At 72.8% G+C, this 25,260-nt stretch carries 15 protein-coding genes and 1 pseudogene; 14 read left to right on the plus strand and 2 right to left on the minus strand.

Annotated features, from left to right (window positions below):
- The first annotated feature begins 9 nt into the window (after window positions 1-9).
- From ACFMQL_RS32275 to ACFMQL_RS32305, 7 genes are all read left to right on the plus strand, one after another.
- Entirely contained in the window at window positions 10-10,926 is a 10,917-nt protein-coding gene (locus tag ACFMQL_RS32275) for a hypothetical protein (protein WP_378788532.1), read from the plus strand.
- Between the two features lie 162 nt (window positions 10,927-11,088).
- Entirely contained in the window at window positions 11,089-11,613 is a 525-nt protein-coding gene (locus ACFMQL_RS32280; RefSeq protein WP_364052361.1) for a hypothetical protein, read from the plus strand.
- On the plus strand, window positions 11,606-12,157 hold the full coding sequence (locus ACFMQL_RS32285) for a hypothetical protein (RefSeq protein WP_364052358.1): 552 nt from the start codon (window positions 11,606-11,608) through the stop codon (window positions 12,155-12,157). Before ACFMQL_RS32280 ends, ACFMQL_RS32285 begins: the two co-directional genes overlap by 8 nt.
- Window positions 12,158-12,385: 228 nt before the next feature.
- Entirely contained in the window at window positions 12,386-13,450 is a 1,065-nt protein-coding gene (locus ACFMQL_RS32290) for an ABC transporter substrate-binding protein (protein WP_364052355.1), read from the plus strand.
- Window positions 13,451-13,561: 111 nt separating this feature from the next.
- Window positions 13,562-14,386 carry an ABC transporter permease gene (locus tag ACFMQL_RS32295; protein WP_364052352.1) on the plus strand — a complete coding sequence of 275 codons (825 nt, stop codon included), beginning with the start codon at window positions 13,562-13,564 and terminating at the stop codon, window positions 14,384-14,386.
- Entirely contained in the window at window positions 14,362-15,054 is a 693-nt protein-coding gene (locus ACFMQL_RS32300) for an ABC transporter ATP-binding protein (RefSeq protein ID WP_378788535.1), read from the plus strand. Before ACFMQL_RS32295 ends, ACFMQL_RS32300 begins: the two co-directional genes overlap by 25 nt.
- 267 nt (window positions 15,055-15,321) lie before the next feature.
- Window positions 15,322-16,656 carry a lanthionine synthetase LanC family protein gene (locus ACFMQL_RS32305; protein ID WP_364052346.1) on the plus strand — a complete coding sequence of 445 codons (1,335 nt, stop codon included), beginning with the start codon at window positions 15,322-15,324 and terminating at the stop codon, window positions 16,654-16,656.
- A 20-nt stretch (window positions 16,657-16,676) separates the two neighbouring features.
- Here the strand turns inward: ACFMQL_RS32305 and ACFMQL_RS32310 are convergent, their stop codons facing one another.
- Window positions 16,677-17,564 (minus strand): NAD(P)-binding domain-containing protein, encoded by an 888-nt coding sequence (locus ACFMQL_RS32310; RefSeq protein WP_364052343.1) that lies wholly within the window; start codon window positions 17,562-17,564, stop codon window positions 16,677-16,679.
- A 46-nt stretch (window positions 17,565-17,610) separates the two neighbouring features.
- Here ACFMQL_RS32310 and ACFMQL_RS32315 point away from each other — a divergent pair, with 46 nt between their 5' ends.
- Window positions 17,611-17,961 (plus strand): helix-turn-helix domain-containing protein, encoded by a 351-nt coding sequence (locus ACFMQL_RS32315; protein ID WP_364052340.1) that lies wholly within the window; start codon window positions 17,611-17,613, stop codon window positions 17,959-17,961.
- A 468-nt stretch (window positions 17,962-18,429) separates the two neighbouring features.
- Here ACFMQL_RS32315 and ACFMQL_RS32320 read toward each other — a convergent pair.
- Window positions 18,430-18,705: pseudogene (locus ACFMQL_RS32320) on the minus strand (Ig domain-containing protein); the annotation flags it as partial.
- 395 nt (window positions 18,706-19,100) lie between these two features.
- On the opposite strand from ACFMQL_RS32320, the gene ACFMQL_RS32325 reads away from it, so the two are divergent.
- From ACFMQL_RS32325 to ACFMQL_RS32350, 6 genes are read left to right on the plus strand one after another with little or no spacing between them, the layout of a single operon-like run.
- Window positions 19,101-19,613, plus strand: coding sequence for a flavin reductase family protein (locus tag ACFMQL_RS32325; RefSeq protein ID WP_364052337.1), 513 nt, complete (start codon window positions 19,101-19,103; stop codon window positions 19,611-19,613).
- Window positions 19,614-19,636: 23 nt separating this feature from the next.
- The gene (locus ACFMQL_RS32330) at window positions 19,637-20,578 is read left to right on the plus strand and encodes a glutathione S-transferase C-terminal domain-containing protein (RefSeq protein ID WP_378788538.1); all 942 of its coding nucleotides are present in this window, start codon (window positions 19,637-19,639) and stop codon (window positions 20,576-20,578) included.
- On the plus strand, window positions 20,575-21,897 hold the full coding sequence (locus ACFMQL_RS32335; RefSeq protein WP_364052331.1) for an NtaA/DmoA family FMN-dependent monooxygenase: 1,323 nt from the start codon (window positions 20,575-20,577) through the stop codon (window positions 21,895-21,897). The genes ACFMQL_RS32330 and ACFMQL_RS32335 overlap by 4 nt, the downstream gene beginning before the upstream one ends.
- Entirely contained in the window at window positions 21,894-23,066 is a 1,173-nt protein-coding gene (locus ACFMQL_RS32340; protein ID WP_378788540.1) for an LLM class flavin-dependent oxidoreductase, read from the plus strand. The genes ACFMQL_RS32335 and ACFMQL_RS32340 overlap by 4 nt, the downstream gene beginning before the upstream one ends.
- Entirely contained in the window at window positions 23,063-24,148 is a 1,086-nt protein-coding gene (locus ACFMQL_RS32345) for an LLM class flavin-dependent oxidoreductase (protein WP_378788542.1), read from the plus strand. The genes ACFMQL_RS32340 and ACFMQL_RS32345 overlap by 4 nt, the downstream gene beginning before the upstream one ends.
- Complete coding sequence (locus ACFMQL_RS32350) at window positions 24,145-25,254, plus strand: LLM class flavin-dependent oxidoreductase (protein ID WP_378788544.1); 1,110 nt, start codon at window positions 24,145-24,147, stop codon at window positions 25,252-25,254. The genes ACFMQL_RS32345 and ACFMQL_RS32350 overlap by 4 nt, the downstream gene beginning before the upstream one ends.
- Window positions 25,255-25,260 lie beyond the last annotated feature (6 nt).

The following is a 25,260-nucleotide window of genomic DNA, read 5'->3' on the forward strand; positions in this document are numbered from 1 at the left end:
ACGGGGTTCATGGCGTACTCGGGCGACCACAACTCCAACATCCAGACCCCCGGCGGACAGTCCGTCCAGAAGCAGATCGTCCAGATCGACAGCGACGTCCGGCCCGTCTGGGAGACCGAAGCGCTGCCGGACTGGGTGAACTACTGGCTGATTCCGATGTTGTCGGCCGGTCAGAAGTGGCCGGAGGCCAGCGAGGCCGGGCTGTCGGAGCTCGCACGCCGGTACGCGGCGCTGTCGGACGGCGCGATCTCCTCCGCCGAGCCCGCTGGTTCGGCGGTGCGGACGATCGTCACGGGATGGGCGGCGCCCGCGACCGCGAAGTTCGTGGGCCGGGCGCGTGAGCTGTACAGCAAAGAGAGCGGCATCACCGGCGTCAGCCACAACGCGCACGCGTACGCGGTGCAGGCCAGCAACTTCGCGGTGCAGACGCAGTACTCGAAGCTGACGATCAACGTGGCCTTCTGGGTGACGGTGATCGCCATCGCGATCACGCTGCTGGTGGCGTTCTTCACCGCGGGCGTCTCAACGCCGTTGATCGGTCCGTACGCGGCTGGTGCACGCGCGGCCATCAGCCGGATCCTGGTCAAGCTGGTGGGCGCCGCCGGGCAGAAGGTCGGTGCGGCCCGCCTGGCGCAGGTGGCGGCGTTGAGCGGCCCCACCGGGCGGGCGTTGCTGCTGCGGGTGCTGGCCTCGCCGATCGGCAGGGAGCTCGTCGAAGAGATGGGCGAGGAGTTCTTCATCGAGTTCGTCGCCCAATACCTTCAGAGGCTGAAGGGCACCCGGGAGGACTTCGACTGGCGGGAGATCGCCATGGTCACGGCGAGCGGCGGTGGCGGCGGAATCACCGGGACGGTGGTCGGAGGGCCGATCTCGCGGGTCACCCAGGTGGTGCCGGGGTTCGCCGGGCGGGCGCTGACGACGGGTGCGACCAATGTGATCGCCTCACCGGTCGGCAGTTTCATGGGCAACGCGCTGGTGTACGGGGAGCTACAGAATCCGTTCACCGCCGAGTCCATGGTGGGCGCGTTCATGGGTGGCGTGGGGCGTACCGGGACGATCAGCCCGTTCAACCCGGACGTGGCCCTGGCGCTGGCGCATCCGACGACCACGCTGGCCTCCGCCTACGACGCCGCCGCACGGACCGACGCCGCCCGCGCCGCCGCCTGGGCGGGCGGAGGCAGCCCGTCCGCTGACCCCTCCGGGACCGCTGTCGCGCCGACCGGCCCCGGCGGCAACCAGCCCGCCACGGCCGGCGGCATGCGTACGTCCGAGCCGGTCACCATCCCCGCGCAGCGTACGGCGAGCACGGCCGGCACGATGTCGTCGGCCGGTTCGTCGTCCGGCTCGGCGTCCCGCCCGAGCGTCGGCGTCCCCGACGCCGACGCTTCGCAGCGTCGCCGCACCCCGGAACAGCAGGTCACCCCGGCCCCCGACCGGAATCAGGAGCCGAACCAGGACGACGCCCCCGAGGCGGCCCCGGAGCGGCAGCCCGCACGCACCACCCCGGACACCGCACCCCGGCTCGCCGCGGACGCCCAGCCTTCCGCGAGCGTCACCTCCGACACGCGTCCTGACGCCCGCACGCCGCACACGAACGCGACGCCGGAGTCGGAGCCGGCCACCGCACCGGAGCCGCGCACGGCCTCGTCGCCGCAGTCCGGCTCGGCTTCCGCGCAGCAGCCGGCCGCCGGGCAGGCGCCGGGCGCGCCTGCCGCCGCCACGCTCGGCGACCCGGCCACCGTCAGCAGCCCGACCGGCACCCCGGCGGGCACCACGGCGGGCATCACGGCGGGCATCACGGCAGGGGACACGACCAGCGCGAACACGGCGGTGACGACGAGCGAGCCGTCCGCCGCACGCGCCGATGGCCGGCCGCAGCCGGCCGCTGGGCAGCAGCAGACCACCGCGCAGAGCCCGGCGAACGAGGGCGCGGCCCAGCCTGTGGTGGCGGCCGGCGCGCCGACCGGCCCGTCCACCGGCCGGACGGGCAGCGACGCGGCTCAGCCGGCCACGCCGCCTGCCGACCGCAGCGACGCGACCCAGCAGCCCGGCACAACCGCCCAGCCCGTCGTAACGGGCCGGCCTGGTACGTCCGGTCAGCCCGACACGGGCGGCCGGGCAGCGGCCGCCCAGGCGGCCGATCAGGCGAGCAACCAGGCAGCGGACGCGGACCACGAGGCCGACAGGACGGCCGCCGACCAGGGCGGCCGGACGAAGGCGGCGTCCAAGGCCGGGGCGCCGACGAGGGCGCGGGCGGCGCTGGTGGAAGCGCTCGAGACCACGTTCCCCGGCGCCGTGATCGGCCCAGACGGCGAGGTGATCGTCCCGAAGCCGGACGGCGGATTCCGCGTCCTGCCGAACGACACGATGAAGCGCCTGCGCCGCACGCTCGACGACGTCGCGGGCAACGTGGACAGCCACCCGGAGCTGGTGGTGGAGGCGTCCGCGCTGCTGGTGCTCGCCGCGTCCAGCGACTCGCTGTCCTCGGACGTCACCCGCGTCACCCCGCCGGAGACGCACACCAGCATCCCGGGAACGGTCACCTCGCAACCGATCGCCGGCACCGCGTACGTCACGGACAGCGGCCGCGACACCGACGTCACCCTTGACGAGATCAAGCAGGCGGCCCAGGCCCTCGACCCCAGGCACTTCGTGCACGGCGCCCAGGAGGTGCGGGGCCTGTCCTGGGACGGCGACGCCCTGACGGTGACCACGGGGAGCGGCGTCCAGCACTTCACGTTCACCGTCGGCGAGCCCGGCCAGCGCGAGATGGCGCGGACCAGGGTGCGCGCGGGCACCGCCGAGGACCCGCACGTGGTGACGTTCGCCCCGCGCGTCGCCACCGACCAGCTCACCAGGGTGTGGCTGCACGAGATCACCGACACGTTCCAGCGGCAGGCGGCCGGCCAGGGACGCAGGGGCATCCTGCGCCGCATGCTGCCGGGCCGCCCGGCGCGGGAGGTCAGGGACGAGTGCGTGACCGCCCGCCGGAACGAGCGGGTGCTGCTGATCGAGCAGTGGGAGAACGCCCCCACGATGCCGGAGAAGCGGCAGAAGGCGATCGACATCGACGGCCTGGACGCCGAGCTGCGCGCCCGGGGCGCGGAGGTGCCGCCGCCGCCGTGGGCGGTGGGGCCGGACGACGTGCGTACCGGCTTCGACATCCCCAGACCGTCCGAGGACGTCGATGAGCTGCGCCGGGCGGCCGAGCAGCTCTCGACGGTCGAGAAGGCCCTGCGCCACCTGCTGAAGGCCCACGTGGCGATCGCGCAGGAGGCCGCGAAAGACGCCGAGGAGGCCGAGAAGAAGGCCGAGACCGCCGGCCGGGACAAGGACAGCGGTGCCGACATCCGCGCCACGACGGCCGCCGAGGACGCCCGCGCGGGGCGGGACAAGCAGGCGCGGAACGAGCGGATCGCCGCCGTGTACGCGAACGCGGTGAACGCGTCGATCGCGGCGAGGGTGGCGTACGAGCGGTACGCGCGGCTGCTCGCCGCGCCGCCCGGCAGCCTCGGGCCTTCGCTGCATCCGGGCCAGCCCACCATGGCCGACCTCATCAGGCAGGCCCGTCGGGAGGCGGAGAAGGCGTACGCGCGGTACGAGCAGGTGCTGGGGCGGAGCAGGCCGGACCCGCTGTCGCTGCCCGAGGCGATGCCCACCGGCCGGCTCGCGCACCTCGACGAGCTCACCGACCAGGTCAACGCGCTGCTGGAGCGGAAGAAGGTCGCCAAGCGGTTCACGCCGAACGAGCTGGAAGGGCTCATCCGCGCCGACTGGCACAAGGCGGTGGCGGGCGACGGCCTGGTGCTGCCGATCAACTTCAGCGGCAGGGCGATCGAGCTGCGGATCAAGCTCAGGCTGTCGGACCTCGTGGAGGTGGACAGCCCCGCCATGCGGGCGTCCCAGGTGACGGTCGGCCTGTTCTACCAGACGGGACAGTCCTACACCGCCACCGAGGCGGGCAGCTTCGGCGTCAACGTGGACTTCAACACGGCGAAGGCGGCGGAGTACCTGATTCCGGGCAGCTGGGGCGCCGCCCTCTTGGAGGTGGCGGGCATCTCCGTCGGCGGCCGCTTCGGTCGCAACTGGTCGGCCTCCGGCGGGGGCAGCATGTTCGAGCAGGGCGGTTCGGTCGCGGACAACCGCACCGAGTCGCTGCTGTACGACGCCGTCGCCGAGTGGACGATCGAGGAGCGCTCCGGCAAGAACGCTACGTGGAGCGCGCCCATCCGGGTCAGCGAGGGCAGCCGCGGCGACTCCCGCACCCAGCGCTTCTGGGTGTGGCACTCGTACGCCGACGCCGGCACGGCCTCCCAGCAGACCATCGACCCGCAGCTGCGCAACCCGAAGCCGCCGAACCAGGAGGTCATCAGCATGACCGGCCTGGAGGAGGCGTTCGACGCGCTCGCCGAGCAGCTCGGCGGCGAGTTCGCCCAGGTCGGCACCCCCGCCCGCCAGAACCTGCGCAAGTTCGTCGTCCGCGAGCTGCAGACGCGCTTCCGCCAGACCCTGGACTCCGGCCTGTCGGTCGATCTGGTGGTGCCGGGCGACACCGACTTCAAGATCACCGCCCACAGCGAGATCGTCGAAGAAGAGACCCGCATGGTCGGTGGGTGGACGCGCGACGCGCTCGAGGAGGAGGTGCTCACCGAGACCGCCACCTCCACCACCAAGGCCGAGACCGGCGACTCGTTCGAGGGCAAGGTATCCGCGGGATTCCCCAAGGCGGAGATCGAGGATCTCGACGTCACCGGGCCGCTGAGCGACTACCGGCCCGACTCCATCGGGCCCAGCGCCAACACCAGCAGGCCGGTGTCGCAGTCGTCGTCGTCCACGGCGAACGAGGTCGCCGTCCATCCGCAGGTGGACAAGCGCAGCGGCCCCTCGCAGGCCTACCGCAAGGTGGCCAAGGTGACGTTCACCATCGAACGGAAGAACAAGCCGCCGCGGACGCTGGAGCCGTTCCAGACGGAGCTGCTGGTGCGCCAGCAGGTGCTCGACGCCTTCCACGCCGGCGACCCCGTGCCGGTCGAGCTGTTCGTCACGGAGAACGGCCGCATCAAGATCGGCGACGACGGGCTCGCCGTGCTCAAGGACTCCAAGGGAGCCGAGCCCATCCCGGGCCGCGAGATGCGGCTGCCGGAATGGCTCGGCGCCGGGGATGGACGGCTGCGCGGCGCAGGCCCCACCGACGTGCGCGAGGTCCACGGGCTCGACGGGCTCGTGGACGAGGTACTCGCCGAGCTGTCCGGCACCGGGCTGGTGGGCGAGGAGGTGGACGGCAAGCGCGTCTACAGCAAGAACCCGCTCGTCCGCGCCGCCCAGCGGATGAACGAGAGCGACATCAAGCTTCACCTGGAGGAGAGCCCGGTCCGCAGCGCGTTCGACCAGCTCGCCCAGGGCGGCGTCATGGTCCCGCTGCAGAAGCACGGCTTCAACCGGGCTCTCGGCCTGGACGCGCTGTACATCGTCGTCCGGCAGGACCCGGACGACACCGGCACCGGCACCGGCCAGGTCACCAAGGTGCGCACCCACCTCGACATCGCCAGCGACACCGCCGGGCGGGGCGTGAGCCGGTCGGTGGCGGGGACGCTCGGCGGCTCGGCGTCCAAGACCGACGGCCCGGAGGAGGGGCAGGACGGGATCTCGCACAAGGCGGGACCGAACGTCGGCGGCGACCGCTCGTACTCGGCCGCGACCAACGTGACCAGCATGGTCAACAAGGTCGGCATGACCGAGGACGGCAAGAACAAGCCGACCGCCGTCGTCGAGACCAGGGCGACGATCGAGGTCCACCAGATCCACGGGGCCACGATGGCGCCCCTGATCGAGCCGCGCCCCATCACGGCCGTCCTGATGGTGCCCGGCGACATGCTGCCCCGCGAGGGCGGGCCGCGCTTCTCCGGCTCGATGGGCAAGCCGAGCAAGCGGCTCATGCGGCTCTCCACGCTGGAGCACTTCGACGTCGGCCCAGAACTGAGCGACATCGACCAGGTCCGCCGCCTGCTGCCGAAGGCGCTGAGAAAGCGGGTCGCGCCGCTGATCCAGCTCTGGCCGATGCTGAGCCGCCACCATCTCGCCGGCCACATCTTCGAGGGCCCGATCTCCAACGATCTCGTGCTCGATCCGCAGGGGCCGAAGCCCACGCGGGCCAAGGTGGACGTGCGCGCGGAGCTCGGCGAGGCGGAGTTCGTCGACATCGCCGACCCGGTGTCCGGCCGCATCATGCTCGCCCTGCGCAGCGTCGGCATCTCCTGGAACGGGGCCAAGAACTTCCTGCTCAGCCTGGTGAACAGCGTCGGCGACTCGGACGACAACGGTGCCAGCAGCGACACCGGCAGCGCCTCGCTGCCCTCGCGCAACCGCACCAGGATGCTGCTGACCGCGCTCGTCGCCATCTTCGGCACCGAGTTCCTCGGCATCGCGACCGGCCGGAAGTACCGCTTCAAGGTCCCGGTCGACGTCGTCACGACCGTCAGCACCAGCAAGGTCGGCCTGGTCGGAGACGAATCCCGCACCCAGCGGGGCGACACGCTGCGCAGCCACGGCAACGGGGTGTTCGTCGTCCCCGAGCACGACGCGCTGCGGATGTTCGCCGAGGGAGAGCTGAAGCTGCCGGTGGCCGTCGTGGCCGACGCGGTCGACCGCTTCATCAACGGCCACATGGACCTGCACCGCACGGTCGCCGTACCGCTGATCACCCGCTACATCCAGGCCAGGAGGGAGGCGGTCGAGCGGGGCGAGGACATCGGGCTCGGTAAGCGGCACTATCCGTCCGACCTGCTCCAAGCGCTCAAGAAGGTCGCCGACCTCGAGCCCGCCGTCGCCCCGGCGGCCGAGGCCACCCGTCACGACCCCGGCAAGGGCTTCATCCACCTCGCGGACGCGCTGAGCAAGGCCCAGGAGGTCAACGACCGGCTCAAGGAGGTCGTCCTCGCGCCCCAGTACGCCGCCGGCATGAGCTCCAGCGTGCCGACGTCGTTCACCGTGACGAACAGGCAGGGCGACGAGGTCAACCTCATGGACGAGGCGCTCAGCCTCATCGAGGAGGCCGTGCCGGGCGCCAACGCCGCCACCCCGAACCTGGCCAGGCAGGTCAGGGTGGACCTCAACGACACCCGCTCCGAGATCCACCTCGACGAGATGATGTCGCGGCGCGGGTTCGAGCGCGAGTACGAGGTGCAGTCGAGCACCCCCAACGCGGCCCCGCAGGTCGTCACCGTCCGCGCCAAGCTCAGGCCCAAGGGCGACCCGAGCCGGGCCCGGATGGTGAGCCAGACCGCTGAGAAGGGCAACATCATCCAGCGCTACCGCGGAGGTGAGCTCGCGCACACGGAGTCGCACTCCGTCGCGCTGTCCGCCGGCGTCGACTACAACGCAGCCGAGGAGGGCGGCGAAAGCAAGGCCGGCGCGTCCACCAAGCGCAGCCGCTCCTTCTCCAACACCAAGATCAACAACGTCATGCGGCTGCTGCGGATCGCGAGGTTCGTCGGCGTGACCACGGTCGCCCAGGACATGGAGCTCGTCCTCGAGGTCGAGACCCGCCCCGCCCGCGTGCGGCGCATCCCGTTCGAGCGGCGCATGCCGGGCACCGCCGCCAGGATCCGCAAGACCGTGCACGCGGTGGGGCGCAAGGGCGAGCCGCCGCAGCGCACGTACGACGTGGTGCTCGAACGCGACGTGCCCAGCGACATGGTGCGCCCCGTCGCCGAGGACCCGGGTCCGGTCCGCGCCGTGACCGACCCGCGCTCGGTCGAGCTGGAGCCGGGCTTCTTCCCCGACACCCTGACCGAGGACCCGGACAGGCCCACGCTCTACGACGCCGTCATCCGCCAGCTCACGAAGATGGTCGGCGACGCCGCGGTCAGAGAGCGCTTGGGAGCGCTGTCGGCCTGGCTGTCGCACTCCGGCCTGATCACCGGCCTGGAACAGATCTCGGGACGCGACGGCGCCGTGGTGCCGCACGTCGCCGAGGCCAAGCTCCGCAACCAGGGCGTGGACGTCTCGATCAAGACCCGCATGTCGGACCTCACGGTGGTGGCCGGGCCGTTCGACGGCGAGAAGGGCGAGGTGGACAGGCGGGCCGAGGCGCAGAACGTCTCCGTCGGCCGCAGCCAGGTCACGCCCGTGGGCGTGAACGGCGGCCAGAGCATCGGCGCCCTCGGCGTGAGCGTCGGCACCAGCGCGGGCGCCCAGGCGTCGCAGAGCGTCAACGTCCACCAGGGCGCGCGCAGCGAGCGCAGCATGTTCGAAAGCGGCAAGCTCTACACCGTCCAGGTGCGGGTGGACTACGACCTGACGTTCGAGCGGGTCAAGCTGCGGCGCGATGGCGACGTCCGGTCCGCGCGCGAGGCCGTCCATCTGCCCGGCGCGAGCGGCGGCACCGCCATGGTCACGATGTCCGGCGAGGAGCTGAACGAGCTGCACGCCAGGATGCAGGCGGGCATCCGCATCGCGGCGCCGCTCGACGGGCTGCCGACGTTCAGGTTCACGCCGGAGCCCGGCCGCGAAGGGCTCATCCAGGTCCTTCAGGACGCCCGCGTGGCCGCCCGCGACCGCGGCGCGGTGGCCCGCGTCCGCGTGCAGGAGCCCGACGGCCTCCACCACTACCTGGCCGCTCCCGACGGCACCGTGCGCAGCGACGACTCCGGGCGGAACAGCCACCGCGACGCCGGGTTCGCCGAGGCGTTCTCCACGCTGCCGCCCCACATTCTGGACGCGGCCGACCAGCAGAACCTGGACCTGCGCGAGGTGTTCCTGAACTCGCCGGTGTCCGGCACGTTCACCGACCAGGTCTCGGCCGCGCTGGCCGAGCGCGGCGCCCTGCCCAGGCCGCCGGAACCGGTCTGGAAGATCGTCCAGGTCGAGGAGTCGGAGCCGCCGCCCGGCGCCAGCACCTTCCAGGGCACGCTCCCGTCCAGCGCGCACGAGGAGGCGCTGCCTGACAGCCCGCTGGGCGCCTCGGCGCGTCCCGAAGGCGAACCGGACCTCACCGTCGCCGAGATCCGCAGCCGGCACGTGGCCGCCACCGACTTCGGCGGGGCCGTCGCCGACGTGCGCTGGACCGGTGAGGACCGCCTCGTCGTCCGGCTGCCCGGGGCCGCCGACCAGCACGTCCGCGTGGTGGCCGCGAACCCCGGCGACGGATTCATCGGGCGCACCGACTTCCGCGCCGGCACCGCGGAGGACCCGCACATCACTTTCGTCGCTCCACGGGTGCACCCGGACATGGTGTCCACGGTGCTGGTCCACGAGATCTCGCACATCGCCCAGGAACGCGCCGCGCAGGCGGCCGGGGCGCCCCAGGGGACGATCAGGGAGTCGCTGTCGCCCCGGAAGGAAGGCACGGACCACTGCCTGGTGCCCCGGCTCAACGAGCACGCCCAGCTGTCGCGCAGGTGGAGCGCGACCGCCGACCCGCAGCTCAGGGAGACGCTCGCGGCCGCCATCAACGCCGTCGCCACGGACATCCGCAAACGCGGCCACACCCCGCCGCCCCCGCCCTGGCCCACCCACCCGCCGTCCGGCCCTCCGGCTGCGGAGGGTGTGCCCGGCGTGCGGGTCAGCGACGAGGACGCGGCGGCCGCCGCCCGCCTACGCGCCCTCATCGACGCGCTCCACAACGCGCAGCCGGCCGAGCCCTCCCTGGCCGCCGCCCTGACCGGCAGCGCCACGGCATCGGGGCCGTCACTCGCCGACGCCTTGCACGGCAGCGCCACGGCGTCGGGGCCGTCACTCGCCGACGCTTTGCACGGCCGTCCCGCTGCTCCGCACTCCTTGGCCGACGTCGTGAACGGTGGCGCGTCAGCTCCGGGCTCGCTCGCCGGCGCCTCGAACGGCACTGCCCCTGCCACCGGATCCCTGGCCGATGCGCTCAGTGGGCGGCCCGCCGCGCGCCGGTCGCTCGGCGCGGTGTTCGGTGGCGGGCGGTCCGGTGCCGCCGAGGCGGCAGCCGCGATCCGTGCCGAAGCCGAGAGAGCGGGCCTGGCACCGGGGCAGCCGGGTGCGACCGCTAAGCTCGTGGCCCTGGCCAGGGCGGGCGAGCTGGCCCCCGAGCACGTGGCGGCGCTGCGCGGCGCGCCTGAGCTGCCGGAGCTGGCCGCGGCCAACGCGGTCAGCAGGGCCGCCGCGCTCATGGGCGCGAAGGCCCGCGTGCTGGGGCCCGGCTTGATCGACGTCCAGCTCCCCGGCCGGCCGCCCCTGGCCGTCGAGATCCGCCCGCCCGCCCCGGCCATCCCCGCCCAGCCGACAGCCGCCGCGAACGGCGCCGCCCACCACAACGGCGAGGCTTCGCCGAACGGCGTGGGGCAGGCGAACGGCACTGCCCATGGGACTGGCATGGCCCGAACCCTTGGCAAGGCCCAGGACACCGGTGTCGGACAGGACATCGGCATGGGGGCGGCCGGTGTGGCGGGCTCGTCCGGCTCGGCGAGCGCGGGCGGGGCCGTGGAACCGACGGGCGGTGGTGTGGTGACGTACCAGGTGGACGGGCTGCAGCCGGTCGGCGCGAACGAGCGGGCCGCCGCGGCCGTCACCGCCGGAGCCATCGCGGCGGCGATGGGCCTGCCTGCCGCACCGTACCGGCACGTCGCGGCGCTGGTCGAGGCCGCCCGCCAGGTGCGGGCCGCGACGGTGCCGCAGCGACGGGCCCGGCTCGGCGTGCTGTACGACCTGGCCGCCACCGCCCCGATGCACCTGGTGCCCGCTCCGGTAGCCGCCGAGCTGACCAAGCTGCTCGACGGTCCACGGCCCGGCGGCCGCGACGACCGCTTGGAGCGGGCGCGCACGTACCTGGAGCGCGGGCGCAAGCTCTCCGCCGGCGTCGGCAGGCTGCCGGACGAGGAGTGCCACTGCCCGAAAGCCGGTCCGTGCCACTGCGGCCGCCGCAAGCAGCGCGACACCGACCGCCACGTGATGCGGGTATGAGCGGGCCGTCTCGTGGCGCGTGCGCGGGCGGGTCGTCTGGTGGCGCGGGGGTGACCCGGCCGTCGTGCGACGCGCGCGTGGGCGGGCCGTCTCGTGGCGTGGGCACGAGCCGGTCGTCTCGTTGGGCGGGCATGATAGGAGAACGGCGAGGAGAGGACGGTTATGGCCTTCGCGGTGGCGCGGACAAGGGATGAGGCGCATCTCTACCTCGACCTGCACCCGTGCGAGTGCGGCTCGGTCGAGACGACCTGGGAGAACGGCCTGGTCGCCGTCGACGAGGGGCTCGCCAACCGCTACTGGGGCACCTGCGACGACTGCGGCAGGCAGCGCGAATACCTGTTCGGCCTGCCGGAGCGGCCGGTGATGCCGTCGGGCTACCCGACGTTCGGGGGCGAGGAGCCGTCGCAGCTGCTCGACGCGGGGGAGTGGCTGTGGGTGGCGGACCTGTCGGCGGGCAATGTGCCGGCGGACGACGCGGCCGAGGCCCACCGTACGCTGTCGATCGCCACGGCCGCCGTCGAGGAGGTCGTGAAGTTCATCCCGCCGGGCGCCGACGAGGTGCCCGATGACGCGTTCTGGTCGCAGCGGGGACGCGAGATGCGGGCGGCCGAACCCGGCAGGTTCCAGCTCGACCGGCTGCTGATCGTCCGCGACTCCTACCGCGATCTGGCGGCCAGGCATGCTTGACGGCGCCACGGCGCGCTCGCTGGTCGAGGCGCACATCTACCTCGATCTGACGGTCTCCGGCGGGTCGGCGGAGGCGTCGGTGATCGAGGTGCCCGACGGGTGGCTGGTGCGGGCGGGCGGCGTGGAGGTGCCGGTCTCGTACGAGGGCGAGCACGCGGCCAGACGGTCGGGCGCCACGTTCGGCACCGGCGCATCCGAGCTGCTGGACGCCGGCCAGTGGGTGCTGATCGGCGCCACGTACGCGAGCCGGGCCCTGGAGGGCCAGCTCGACTACGTGGCGGGCGCGCCCGACGCCGAGCGGTTCCGCGCCGTGGAGACCGACTGGATCTACGCGGCCGATGCGGTGGCCGAGGCGTTGAAGTTCCTGCCTGAGGGCGCCGCCGAGCTGCCGCCCGAGGCGTTCTGGACCGAGATGGGCAGGTCCGCGCGCGAGGCCGACCCGGGCCGCTTCACCAGGGCCAAGCTGGAGAGCGACCACGCGTTCTTCCGCCAGAGCCTCGGCGACTTCCGCCGCATCGCCGGCCCCGCCGCCGGCGACCGCTGACCGGCGCGGCGAGGCTCCCGCGAGCGCCGCTGACGGCGGTTCTGCCGGGGGCACCGGTGACCGCCCTGGAGAAGGCTTCGGCGAGTACGAATGACCCGCCCGAAAAGGGCCCTGGCGAGGCGTGCCTGACCGCCCCTTCAGCAGGCCATGGACCGCCATCGACAGAAAATCATGTAAACCTGGTAGGAAATGTTGACTTATGGCCCTGGCGCTCGTACCTTCGTGGTCATGAGCCAGGGCCCCTACCACACGTCCTCGTTACGACCCGTGCTCGCCGCGCTTCTCATGCTGGTCATGACCGCCTGTACGCCGGGCGCCGCCCAGGAGTCCTCAGGACCCGAGCTGTCCGCGCAGGCGCCGCTGCCGACCGCGGTCCCGGAAGGCACCCGGCTGATCGTCGGAGACCCGGCGACCCGGGTGGCGCTGGAGCTGTCCGGCGAGATCGACAAGTTCTCGTTCGACATCGAGTGGGCCAACATCAGCGGCGGCCCGCAGACGACCGAGGCCTTCAGGGCGAACGCGCTCGACGTCGGAGCGGTGGCCGACATCCCGCCCATCCACGCCACCTGGACCGGCCTGCCGGTGAAGATCGTGGCGGCCAAGTTCCGCAAGGACCCGATCGACCACCCCACCTACGAGCTCGGCATCGCGCCAGGCGTCCAGGTCAAGAGCCTGGCCGATCTGCGCGGCAAGAAGATCGCCTACAGCCCCGGCCAGGCGCAGGGCGCGCTGGTGCTCAGGGTGCTGAAGAAGGCCGGGCTCACCAAGGACGACGTCGAGCTGGTAGAGCTGCCGAGCACCGGCGACGTCTACCCCAACGCGCTGGCATCGCGCCAGGTGGACGTCGCGCCGATCGGCGGCGTCAACATCAAGCGCTACACCGGCAAGTTCGGCAGGGACGGCGCCACCACCGTCCAGCACGGCCTGCGCGACGACCCCGCACACCTCTACGTCCGCACCGAGACGCTGAAGGACCCGGCCAAGGCGGCCGCCATCCGCGAGTACGTCGCCGCGTGGGCGCGCGCCTCCCGCTGGGCCTACGAGCACCCCAAGGAGTGGATCGAGGGCTACTACGTCAAGGACCAGGGCCTCAACACCGCCGACGGCCAGTACCTGGTCGAACAGGCGGGCGAGCCCGACATCCCGGCCGACTGGACGGAGGTCATCGCCCGGCACCAGGAGACCATCGACATCCTGGCCGCCGAGACGGGCAACCCGCCGCTGAAGGCCGAGGACCTGTACGACCGCCGCTTCGAGCACATCGCCGCCGACGCGCTCAAGGAGGGCGCGTGATGGCGCAGCCCGGCGTCCGCGCAGGCCGTGGCCAGGCGGCGCGACCGGACGCACGCGAAACCGCGCAGGCCGCCGGATCCCCGAGAACCGCGCTCAAGGAGGGTGCGTGACATGACTCTGCTCGCCTCACGTCCCGTCGCGCCCGCCCGCGTACGGGCCCGCCGCCGGCTGAGGCCGGGCCGCCCGATCAAGCTGGGCTTCCTGGTGGGCCCGCTGCTGCTGCTCGCCCTCTGGGCGGTGGCATCGGCGACGGGCCGGCTCGACCCCCGCTTCCTGTCCGCGCCGTGGACCGTGGTCGCCACCGCGGGCGAACTGATCGAGAACGGCCGCCTCCAGGACAACCTGCTGACCTCGCTCGGCCGGGTGGCCTCCGGCCTGGCCATCGGCGTGCCGCTGGGGACGGTGCTCGCGCTGGTGTCCGGCCTCAGCCGCTGGGGCGAGGCGATCATCGACGGCCCGGTGCAGATCAAGCGCGCCATTCCGTCGCTGGCGCTGATGCCGCTGCTGATCCTGTGGCTGGGCATCGGCGAGACCATGAAGGTCACCGTCATCGCCGTCGGCGTGCTCGTGCCCATCTACATCCACACGCACAACGGCCTGCGCGGCATCGACAGCCGCTACGTCGAGCTGGCCGAGACCGTCGATCTGACGCGCGGCGCGTTCATCAGGAAGGTGGTGCTGCCGGGAGCGCTGCCCGGCTTCCTGCTGGGGCTGCGCTTCGCGGTCACCACGGCCTGGTTGTTCCTGGTGGTGGCCGAGCTGATCAACTCGACCAGCGGCATCGGCTACATGATGGACCTGGCCCGCACGTACGGGCAGACGGACGTGATCCTCGTCGGCATCGTCCTGTACGGCCTGCTCGGCCTGTTCTCCGACGCCGCGGTCCGCCTCGTGGAAAGGAGGGCGCTGTCGTGGCGACGGACGTTGGCGAGCTGATCCGCGTCGAAGGGCTGACCCGCGTCTACGGCTCCCGCCGGGTGCTGGACGGCCTGGACCTGGAGCTGGCGCCCGGCGAGTTCACGGCGCTGCTCGGCCGCAGCGGCTCGGGCAAGAGCACGCTGCTGAAGGCCCTGGCCGGGCTGGACGCCGACGTGGCCGGCGGCGGCACGGTGCAGGTGCCTGACGAGGTGTCCGTGGTGTTCCAGGACGCCCGGCTGCTGCCGTGGCAGCGGGTGCTGCCGAACGTCGTGCTCGGCCTGACCGGAGCCGAGGAGCGCGGCAGGCAGAGCCTGGCCGAGGTCGGCCTCGCCGGGCGCGAGCGGGCCTGGCCGAACGAGCTGTCGGGTGGCGAGCAGCAGCGGGTGGCGCTGGCCAGATCCCTGGTACGCGAGCCCCGCCTGCTCCTGGCCGACGAGCCGTTCGGCGCCCTCGACGCCCTGACCAGGCTGAAGATGCACCGGCTGCTGCGCCGCCTGTTCGAGCAGCACCGCCCGGCCGTGCTGCTGGTCACCCACGACGTGGACGAGGCCATCGCGCTGGCCGACCGCGTGCTGGTGCTGGACGGCGGCCGGATCGCCGTCGAGAAGCGGCTCGACGCCACGATGGACGCCGCCGAGGTCCGCGCCGAGCTGCTGCGGGCGCTCGGCGTCACCGGGGACGAGTGATGCACGCCGACGCGACGCGAGCGGCCTGCGCTTCGAGAGCCGTTCTCGGCAGAGCCGTACCCGGCATCAGAACCGTCCCCGGTAGCGGGGCCGTCCCCAGCAGCGGGGCCTTGCTCGCCGTCAGAGCCGGCGGCGCCGCCGGAACCGCAAGTGCTGTCGCTCCCGCGCGGCTATTTGTGCCGCGGCCCGGACGGGTGGAGCATCGTGTCCACATCTGCTTCGCCCGCTTTCCGAGTCTTCCTACTAAGTCTATGGGAAAATGATTCCATGAGCCTGGACGAGATGCGCGCGTCGAGCGCCCGCGCCGACACGCCGCTGACCGCCGCCATCCTGGCCGGGCGGTGGGTCCGCTCGGCCGCCGTCGACGACGAGCACGGCCGCTGGTGGCAGGCCAACCCCGACACGCGCGGCGCGTCCGCCGTCACCGCCGAGCCCTGGTCCCTGTACTCGGGGGCCGCCGGCGTGGTGCTGTTCTTCCTCGAGCTGGCCGCCGCCACTGGGCACGAGGCGTACCTGGAGGACGCCAGGGCCGGGGCCAGGCGGCTCGCCGCGACCTGGCGCGAGCAGGAGGACCTCACCCTCTACCACGGGCTCACCGGCATCATGATCGCCCTCATGGAGGCCGGATGGACGCTCGGCGATGCGCGGTTCGAGGCCGAGGCCGCCGCCATCGCCGACCACATCGTGCGCAAGGGCACCGAGCGAGGCGACGGGGTCCAGTGGTCGCGCGACCCCGCGCAGCGTGGCGAGGGCGGCATCATCCTCGGGCTGCTGCGGGCGGCCACGCACCTCGGCGTGCCGGCGTACGAGGAAGCCGCCGTGGAGGCGGGCCTGCGCGTCGCCCGCGTGCCGGTGCCGGGCCACTGGTTCGGCGAGTGCGCCGACCTGCCGGTGGACGCCGTCACCCCCGGCTTTCTCGCCGGTACGTCCGGCACGGCGTACCTGCTGGCCCGCCTGTACGGCGTCACCGGCGACCGGCGCTTCCTCGACGCCGCGCGCAGCGGCGCCGCCTTCGTCCGCGAGGTCAGCGTCGTCAGCGGGCGCTGCGCGGTCGTGCCGCACCACGTGCCGCAGGCGCGCGGCCTGCACTACCTCGGCTTCTGCTCCGGCTCGGCCGGCGTGGCCAGGATGTTCTACGAGCTGTACCGGGTGGGCGGCGACCCCGCCGACCTGGAGTGGGCCGAGCGGCTGGCGCGCGGCATCGTCAGCAGCGGGGCGCCGCGCCGCCGCACCGAGGGCTACTGGAACGTGGCCTGCCAGTGCTGCGGCACGGCCGGGGTGATCGAGCTGTTCGTCGGCCTGTGGGCGGTCACCGGCGACCGGGCCCACCTGGAGTACGCCCACACGCTCGCCGCCGACCTGATCGCCCGCGCCACCGACCACAACGGCCGGGGCTACCGCTGGTACCAGGCGTACCGGAGGCTGCGGCCGGGCGAGGTCACCGCCGACACCGGCTACATGGTCGGTGCGGCGGGCATCGGCGCGGCGCTGCTCCACCTCGACGCCGCCAGCACGCCCGACCGGCCGCGCCGCGTGGTGCTGCTGCCCGACAACCCCTTCCCGGCCATCCCGCTGCCCGCCTCGGCGGCCGGCGGCCGCTGACCCGCCGTACCGGGGGACCGTCAGCGGGGGTTGAGCAGGTCGGTGACGCGCAGGAAGCCGTCCCCGCCGTGTCCGAGCCCGATGACGCGGCGGGCCAGCCCTTCGGCGGCGCGCATCACGCTCGCGTCGATGCCGCGCTCCTCGGACGCCTGCACGATGTGCCGCATGGACGACGCCGCCGAGGTGATCGGGTTGATGTCGCCGGAGAAGACGCCCGCGTCGGCCTCCCGCGCGCCCTGCTCGAAGAGCGGCGGCAGGATCGCGGAGATGCCCTTCGCGAACGGCGCCAGCTCCTGGGCCGTGACGCCCTCCGCCTTGGCCAGCGCCAGCGCGTGGGCGTACCCGGCCATCGCGGTCCAGAAGATGTCGAGCAGCGCGAGGTCGTACGAGGCCGCCCGGCCGACATCGGCCCCCAGGTGGGTGTGGGTGCCGCCGAGCGTCTCCAGCACCGCCCGGTGCTCGCGGTAGAGCTCCTCGGGGCCGCTGTGCAGGAACACCGCGTTCGGCGTGCCGATGGTGGTGGACGGCGTCATGATGGCGCCGTCCAGGTAGCCGATGCCGTGCGCGGAGGCCCACGCGCCCATGTCGCGGGCGCGCGCCGGCGTGTCGGCGGTCAGGTTGACCAGCGTGCGGCCCTTGAGTGCGGCGGCCACCGCGTCCCTGCGCACGATCGCGTGGGCGGCGTCGTAATCCACCACGCAGAGCACGGTGAGCGGGCTCGCGGCGACCGCGGCCTCGGGTGACGGCGCGCCCGACGCGCCGCGGGCCACCAGCTCGCGGTCCCGGCCCCGCGTACGGTTCCAGACCGTGACGGCCAGGCCCGCGTCCAGGAACGCGCCGGCCAGCGCCCGGCCCATCGGACCCAGGCCGAGCACGGTGACGGCAGACTGTGGGGTGGATACGGACATCCGTGAAGACTCCTCGACGACATGGCTTGTGAAGGGTGAAACGGCGATGACGCGCAGCAGAGCACAGGACCCCAACGTCTGCGGGGTGACCGCCGCGATCGCCGTGATCGACGGCAAGTGGAAGACGACGCTGCTCTGGCTGCTGGAGTCAGGCCCGTGGCGTCCCGGCGAGCTGCTGCGCCGGCTGCCCGGGCTCAGCGAGAAGGTGCTGACTCAGACGCTGCGCGAGATGGAGGGCGACGGGTTGGTCCACCGGCAGGTGTACGACGAGCGGCCGCTGCGGACCGAATACTCGCTGACCCCGTTCGGCCGCGACCTGGCCGAGGCGCTGGAGCCCCTCGCCGGCTGGGGTCACCGCCGCCTGGAGAGGCTGGCCGCGGCCCGGCAGGTCTCGTGACGCGCACCGCCCCGGCCTCCTCTCGTACGTCCTGCTGGTCCCCGGCGGCCCTCCGGCCGCCGTGTCCTCAGCTTCGTCCGTGGAGTGCCGGGGCGGCAAGTACCCACAAAAAAGTGGGTATCCGCACGGCCGGTCAGGCGTATGCCTTGACCTCGAGAAGCCCGACCAACGCCGCTCAGTACTGCAGTTTCCAGCTCGCCGCAGCCGCACGCCGCCGCCGTCGTCGAAGACGTACACCTCGGCCGAGCCGATCGTGCGGGCCGACGGCCAGGTCAGCTCGGCCCACTGGGTGCCGGTCTGCGGCCAGGCGCCCCAGCGGGGGTTGGCGGTGTCGTTGGATGACGGCGGGTCGATGCCGTCGTTGATCGCGGCCACGCTCTCCCAGGGCGCGGTATAGGAGGCCGAGGGGGCGGCGTCCGCGGCCAGGTCGGTCGCGGGGCCTGCGCCGCCGCTGCCGACGTTCAGCGTGAACGTCTTGGTGACGGAGCTGCTGAGCCGGTCGTAGTCGCGCAGCCGGACGGTGAAGGTGTGGCTGCCCGCGGCGGTCGGGGTGATGGTGCCGGTGAACCGGTCGAGGGTGAGCCCGGCGGGCAGCGACCCGCTGGTGATCTGCCAGTCGTAGAACGGCACGCCGCCCTTGGCCCGCAGCTCGTGCCGGTAGGCGGTGCCGGCGGCGGCCTGGGGGAGCGAGGCGGTGACGATGGACGGTTCCACCGCCGCCGGCCGGTGGCGGGGCGTCGCCATGTCCGGGCAGGCGCCGTCCAATTTCCCGTATAACAAGTAGGAAATATTGACTTATCCGAGAGTCCGGCTTAGCGTCGAAGACATGAGCCAGGGCTTCCTCCTGACCGCGCGCCCGCACGTGGACTTCTGCCACGTCGCCAGCGCGCAGTGTCGCTGATCACGGACCACCGCCCGCGGCCTTCCGCCGCACGCCGCCATCACCCCTTGAGCTCGGGCGTGGCCGACGCCGTCCACGCACCCGCTGACGACCCCGTACACCCGCGTTCGCGCACCACCGCCAGCGCGCCGCGCGAGCGCGCCTTCCCCGTGAGGAACGATCCCGTGATCCCATCACGTCCCACCACCCCCACCAGCCCAGCACCGGCCGGCACCGACCGCGAGGGGAGTGCCCGGGCATGACCGACACGCTGCCCGGCCGCGCCGTCGGCGCCGAGTCGTTCCGCCGCGCGCTCGCCGTCCACGCCAGCGGCGTCGTGGTGATCACCGCGCAGAACGAGGGCGTCCCGGTCGGCATGACCGCCACCTCGTTCTCCTCGGTCAGCCTCGAACCGCCGCTCGTCTCCTTCTACGTCGACCAGTCCTCGACCACCTGGCCCTGGCTGCGCTCCGCCGACCACTTCGCCGTCAACATCCTCTCCGCCGACCAGGCCGACCTGGCCGCGAGGTTCGCCCGCAAGGGCATCGACCGCTTCGCCCCGCCCACCAGGTGGCGGCCGGGCCCGCTCGGCGCGCCGCTGCTGCAGGACGTGTGCGCGCACCTGGTGTGCCTGCCGTACGAGACCGCCGACGTCGGCGACCACGTGCTCGTCGTCGGCCTGGTCGCCGACGTGCGCACGCACGGCGAGGGCCGGCCGCTCCTCTACCACAAGGGCCGATTCGGCCGCTTCCGCCCGCACAACGAAGACTGAGCGACCCGCGTCTGGAGCTGAGTGTGACCGTGCACACCGGGATCAACCCCCGGACCGACACCGGGACGGCGGCCCCCGCCTACGCCAGTCCCGTCGACTACGACGCCTACGGCTCGTACGGCCCAGGCCGTCTGCACCTGTCGCCCGGCTGGAACCGCCCCATCTACCCCTTCCAGGGCCGGATCACCGCCGACGGGTCCAGCGGCTACCGCGCCGAGCCCGGCCGCTACCACCTCTACGTCGCCTGGGTCTGCCCGTACGCCCACCGCGCGGCGATCGTCCGCAAGCTCAAGGGGCTGGAGGAGGTGGTGTCGCTGTCCTACGTGGACGACGAGCGCGACGGGCGCGGCTGGGCCTTCAGGGAGCGCAGGGGCCCCGACCCGGTCAACGGGTTCACGCTCCTTGAGCAGGCGTACGACGCCACCGAGAAGGGCTACCCCGGCCACATCTCGGTGCCCGTGCTGTGGGACCGGCGGCGCGGCAGGATCGTCAGCAACAACTTCCCCGACATCACGATCGACCTGGCCACCCAGTTCGAGGAGTGGGCCGACCGCAGCGTGGACCTCTATCCGCGGGCGCTGCGCCCCGAGATCAACAAGCTGAACGCCTGGATCTACCACGACGTCAACACCGGCGTCTCGCGCGTCGCCCGCGCCGCGAGCGAGCGGGAACGCGACAACGAGCGCCAGCGGGTCGCCGGCATGCTGCGCTCGCTCGACCGCAGGCTGGAGGAACGGCGCTACCTGCTCGGCGACACGGTCACCGAGGCCGACGTGCGCCTGTGGGTCACGCTGGCCAGGTACGACACCGAGTACAACCGCCACCACCTCATCACCGAGCACGACCTGTCCGGCTTCCCGAACCTGTGGGGCTACGCCCGCGACCTCTACACGCTGCCCGCGTTCGCCGAGACCACCGAGGGCCTGCCGGACACCTGGCGCACTCCCCACGGGCGGGACCGATGACAGCACGCAAGCGGGTACATCTCGCCGCGCACTTCCCCGGCGTCAACAACACCACCGTCTGGAGCGACCCCCGCTCCGGCAGCCAGATCGACTTCTCCTCGTTCGTCCACCTGGCCAAGACCGCCGAGCGCGGCAAGTTCGACTTCTTCTTCCTGGCCGAGGGCCTGCGGCTGCGCGAGCTGAAAGGCCGTATCCACGACCTCGACGTGGTCGGCAGGCCGGAGTCGCTGACCGTGCTGAGCGCGCTGGCGGCCGTCACCGACCGGCTCGGGCTGGCCGGGACCGTCAGCGCCACCTTCAACGAGCCGTACGAGCTGGCCCGCCGCCTGGCCACGCTCGACCACCTCAGCGAGGGCAGGGCGGCATGGAACGTCGTCACCACCTCCGACGCCTTCACCGGCGAGAACTTCCGCCGCGGCGGCTTCCTCGACTACAACGACCGCTACGAGCGGGCCGCCGAGTTCGTCCGCCTGGCCCGCGAGCTGTGGGACTCCTGGGCCCCGGACGCCGTGCTCGCCGACGCGGACAGCGGCGGCTTCCTGCGGGAGGGAGCCATCGGCGACGTCGTGCACCACGGCAAGCACTTCGACGTCGAAGGCCGCTTCACGCTGCCGCGCAGCCCCCAGGGGCACCCCGTGATCATCCAGGCCGGGGATTCGTCCGACGGCAGGGAGTTCGCCGCCGCCACCGCCGACGTCGTCTTCACCGGGCACGGCACGCTGGAGGACGGCAAGCGGTTCTCCGCCGACGTCAAAGGCCGCATGGCCAAGTACGGCCGCGAACCCCACCAGCTCAAGATCATGCCGGGCGTCACGTACGCGCTCGGCGACACCGAGGAGGAGGCCGCCGAGAACGCCGCCGCCATCCGCAGGCAGCAGGTGAGCCCGCAGACCGCCATCGCCTTCCTGGAGCAGGTGTGGGGACGCGACATGTCCGCCTGCGACCCCGAAGGCCCGCTGCCCGACGTCGAGCCCGACCTCAGCGAGGGCGTCTCGCGCGGCCGGGTGCCGATCAAGGACAGGGCCGCCGTGGCCGCCAAGTGGCGGGCGCTGGCCGCGGAGAAGAAGCTCACCATCCGCGAGCTGGTCATCGAGGTGACCGGGCGGCAGACGTTCATCGGCACCCCCGAGACCGTCGCCCGCAAGATCGACGAGCACGTGCAGGCCGGCGCCGCCGACGGCTTCATCCTCGTGCCGCACCTGACGCCCGGCGGCCTGGACGACTTCGTCGACAAGGTGGTGCCGCTGCTGCAGGAGCGCGGCGTCTTCCGTACCGACTACACCGGCGCCACCCTGCGCGAGCACCTGGAGCTGGCATGACCCCACCCGCACCCCTCCACCTGGCCGTCGCCCTGGACGGCGCGGGCTGGCACCCGGCCGCCTGGCGGGAGGCGCCCGGGGCCGCCCGCGCCCTGTTCACCGCCCGCTACTGGGCCGGGCTCGTCACCGAGGCCGAGCGCGGCCTGCTCGACTTCGTCACCATCGAGGACGCGTTCGGCCCGCAGTCCTCGCTGCCCGACGGCTTCGACGACCGCACCGACCAGGTGCGCGGCCGGTTCGACGCCGTGCTGCTCGCCGCCCGGGTGGCCCCGCTCACCCACCGGATCGGCCTGGTGCCGACCGCCACCACCACCCACACTGAGCCGTTCCACGTCGCCATCGGCATCGCCACGCTCGACCACGTCAGCGGCGGCCGGGCCGGCTGGCGGCCGCAGATCTCCGTACGCTCGGCCGAGGCCCGCCACTTCGGCCGCAGGACCATCCCGCCGCTCGACCCCGCCGCCGGGTCGGTCAGCGCGCACCCGCACGTACAGGACCTGTTCGAGGAGGCCGCCGACGCGGTCGAGGTGGCCAGGCGGCTCTGGGACAGCTGGGAGGACGACGCCGAGATCAGGGACGTCGCCACCGGCCGCTTCATCGACCGCGACAAGCTCCACTACGTCGACTTCTCCGGGAGGTTCTTCTCCGTCAAAGGGCCGTCCATCACGCCGCGCTCGCCGCAAGGACAGCCGGTCGTGGCCGCGCTCGCCCACCAGCGGCTGCCGTACGAGTTCGCCGCCGCGAACGCCGACGTCGTGTTCGTCACACCGCACTCGGCCGGGCACGCCCGAGACATCGTCGCCGAGATCAGGGAGCTGTCGCCGGACATCAAGATCTTCGCCGACCTGCTGGTGTTCCTCGGCGACGACGCCGCGCGGCGCAAGGCACGGCTCGACGAGCAGGACGGCGCCGAGCTGACCTCCGACGCGGCGATCTTCACCGGCCACGTGCGGGAGCTCGCGGACCTGCTGCTGCAGTGGCGGCGGGCCGGCATCCAGGGGTTCCGGCTGCGGCCGGGGGCGCTGCCGTACGACCTGTCACAGATCACCTCGGGGCTGACCGCCGAGCTGCGGGCGCGCTCGGCCTTCAGAAGCACCTACGAGGCCGGGACACTGCGCGGGCTGCTCGGCCTGCCCCGGCCGGCGAACCGGTACGCGGAGGCACGATGAAGTTCCTGGCCATCACCCTCATCTCGCACCACGCCGCCACCTCGCCGACCGAGCGCTTCGGCGAGGTCGTCGCGACCGCGCAACTGGCCGAGGAACTGGGCTTCGACGGGTTCGGGGTGGGGGAGCGGCACGAGTGGCCGTTCCTGTCCTCATCACCGCCCGTCGTGCTCAGCCACATCGCCGCCAAGACCTCCCGCATCCGGCTGTTCACCGCCGTCACCACGCTGAGCCTGCTCGACCCCGTACGCGCCTACGAGGACTACGCCACGCTCGACCACCTGTCCGGCGGGCGGCTGGAACTGATCATCGGCAAGGGCAACGGCGCGGCCCAGGCCAAGCTGTTCCACGTCACCACCGAGGACCAGTGGGAGCGCAACCGGGAGTCGTACGAGCTGTTCCGACGTCTGTGGCGGGAGGAGAAGGTGACCTGGAGCGGCCGGTTCCGCCCCGCCCTTGAGGACGCCCAGACCTGGCCGCGTCCCCTGCAGCGGCCGATCAGGGTCTGGCACGGCAGCGCCACCAGCAAGGAGTCGGTCGAGCTGGCCGCCCGCCACGGCGACCCGCTGTTCTCCGCCAACGTCTCCAACCCCATCGAGCCGTACGCCGAGCTGATCGACCACTACCGCGAGCGGTGGGCGCACTACGGGCACGACCCGGCGGACGCGCTGGTCGGGGCCGGGTTCGCCGGACTGTACGCGGCCCGTACCTCGCAGGAGGCCATCGCCGCCTACCGGCCGGTCTTCCAGGCGCGGCTGGACTATCAGCGCAAGGCCGGCATCCCGATCGTCTTCCCCACGCTGGAGGACGCCATCGAGCGCAGCTCGGTGCTGGTGGGCAGCCCGCAGCAGATCATCGACAAGGTGCTGCGCTACCACCGGCGGTTCGGGCACGAGGTCATGCACATCCCCGCCGACGCAGAAGGGCTCACGCCCGCGCGGCACCGGGCCACGCTTGAGCTGTTCCAGTCGGAGATCGCGCCGGTGCTGCGGGCCGAGGTCCCGAGCCGGCCGTTCCCCTCACCGCCTTCCTCTCCCGCCGCGTCCGACGACCGGGTGCCCGCCGTCGCAGGAGGCACGTCATGACGCTGTCCATCCTCGACCTCGCCCCCATCCCCTCGGGCGGCACGGCCTCCGACGCCCTGAACAACACGATCGACCTGGCCCGCAGGGCCGAGGAGTTCGGCTACCGCCGCTACTGGCTGGCCGAGCACCACTTCGCGCCCGGCGTGGCCAGCTCCGCGCCCGCCGTGCTGATCGCCCTGGTCGCCGCGGCGACCTCGCGCATCAGGGTCGGCTCCGGCGCGGTGCAGCTCGGACACCAGACCCCGTTGTCGGTCGTCGAGCAGTTCGGCATCATCGACGCCCTGCATCCAGGACGCATCGACCTCGGCATCGGCCGCTCGGGTCAGCGCCGCGCCGAGCTCGCCGCCGCCCCCAAGGGTCCTCCGCCGCGGCCGCGCGAGGACCGCGAGGACAAGGTGGTGGACGGGCTGCTCATCCCGGCGCCGCTCGACCTGTCCACGCTCGCCATCCACCCGCAGCTCGTCCACTACGCCACCTTCCTCCAGCAGCCCGGCGCTCAGACGCCCGACTTCGCCGAGCAGATCGACGACGTGCTCGCCTTCATCAACGGCACCCACGAGGTGCACGCCGTCCCGGGCGAGGGCGCGGACCTGGAGGTGTGGATCCTCGGCAGCAGCGGCGGCCAGAGCGCCAGGGTGGCGGGGGAGCGCGGGCTGCCGTTCGCCGCCAACTACCACGTCAGCCCCTCCAATGTGCTGGAGGCGGTGGAGGCCTACCGGGAGGCGTTCAAGCCGTCGGACGAGCTGTCCGAGCCGTACGTCATGGTCTCCGCCGACGCCGTCGTCGCCCCCACCGAGGCCGCCGCCCGCGAGCTCGCCTCCCCCTACGCGCTGTGGGTGCGCAGCATCAGGACCGGCGCGGGCGCCATGCGCTTCGCCACGCCCGCCGAGGCCGCCGCCCACGTCTGGACCGACGAGGACCGCGCCCTGGTCAAGGACCGCGTCGACACCCAGTTCGTCGGCACCCCCGGCCAGGTCGCCGAACGGCTGCGCACCCTGCGCCGGGTGACCGGGGCCGACGAACTGCTCGTCACCACCATCACCCACGACCACGAAGACCGCGTGCGCTCGTACGAGCTGCTCGCCGAAGCATGGAACCACCAGTGACGCCCA

Origin of the sequence: Nonomuraea fastidiosa, from assembly GCF_042751225.1 — a bacterium.
Classification (GTDB): Bacteria; Actinomycetota; Actinomycetes; order Streptosporangiales; family Streptosporangiaceae; genus Nonomuraea; species Nonomuraea fastidiosa.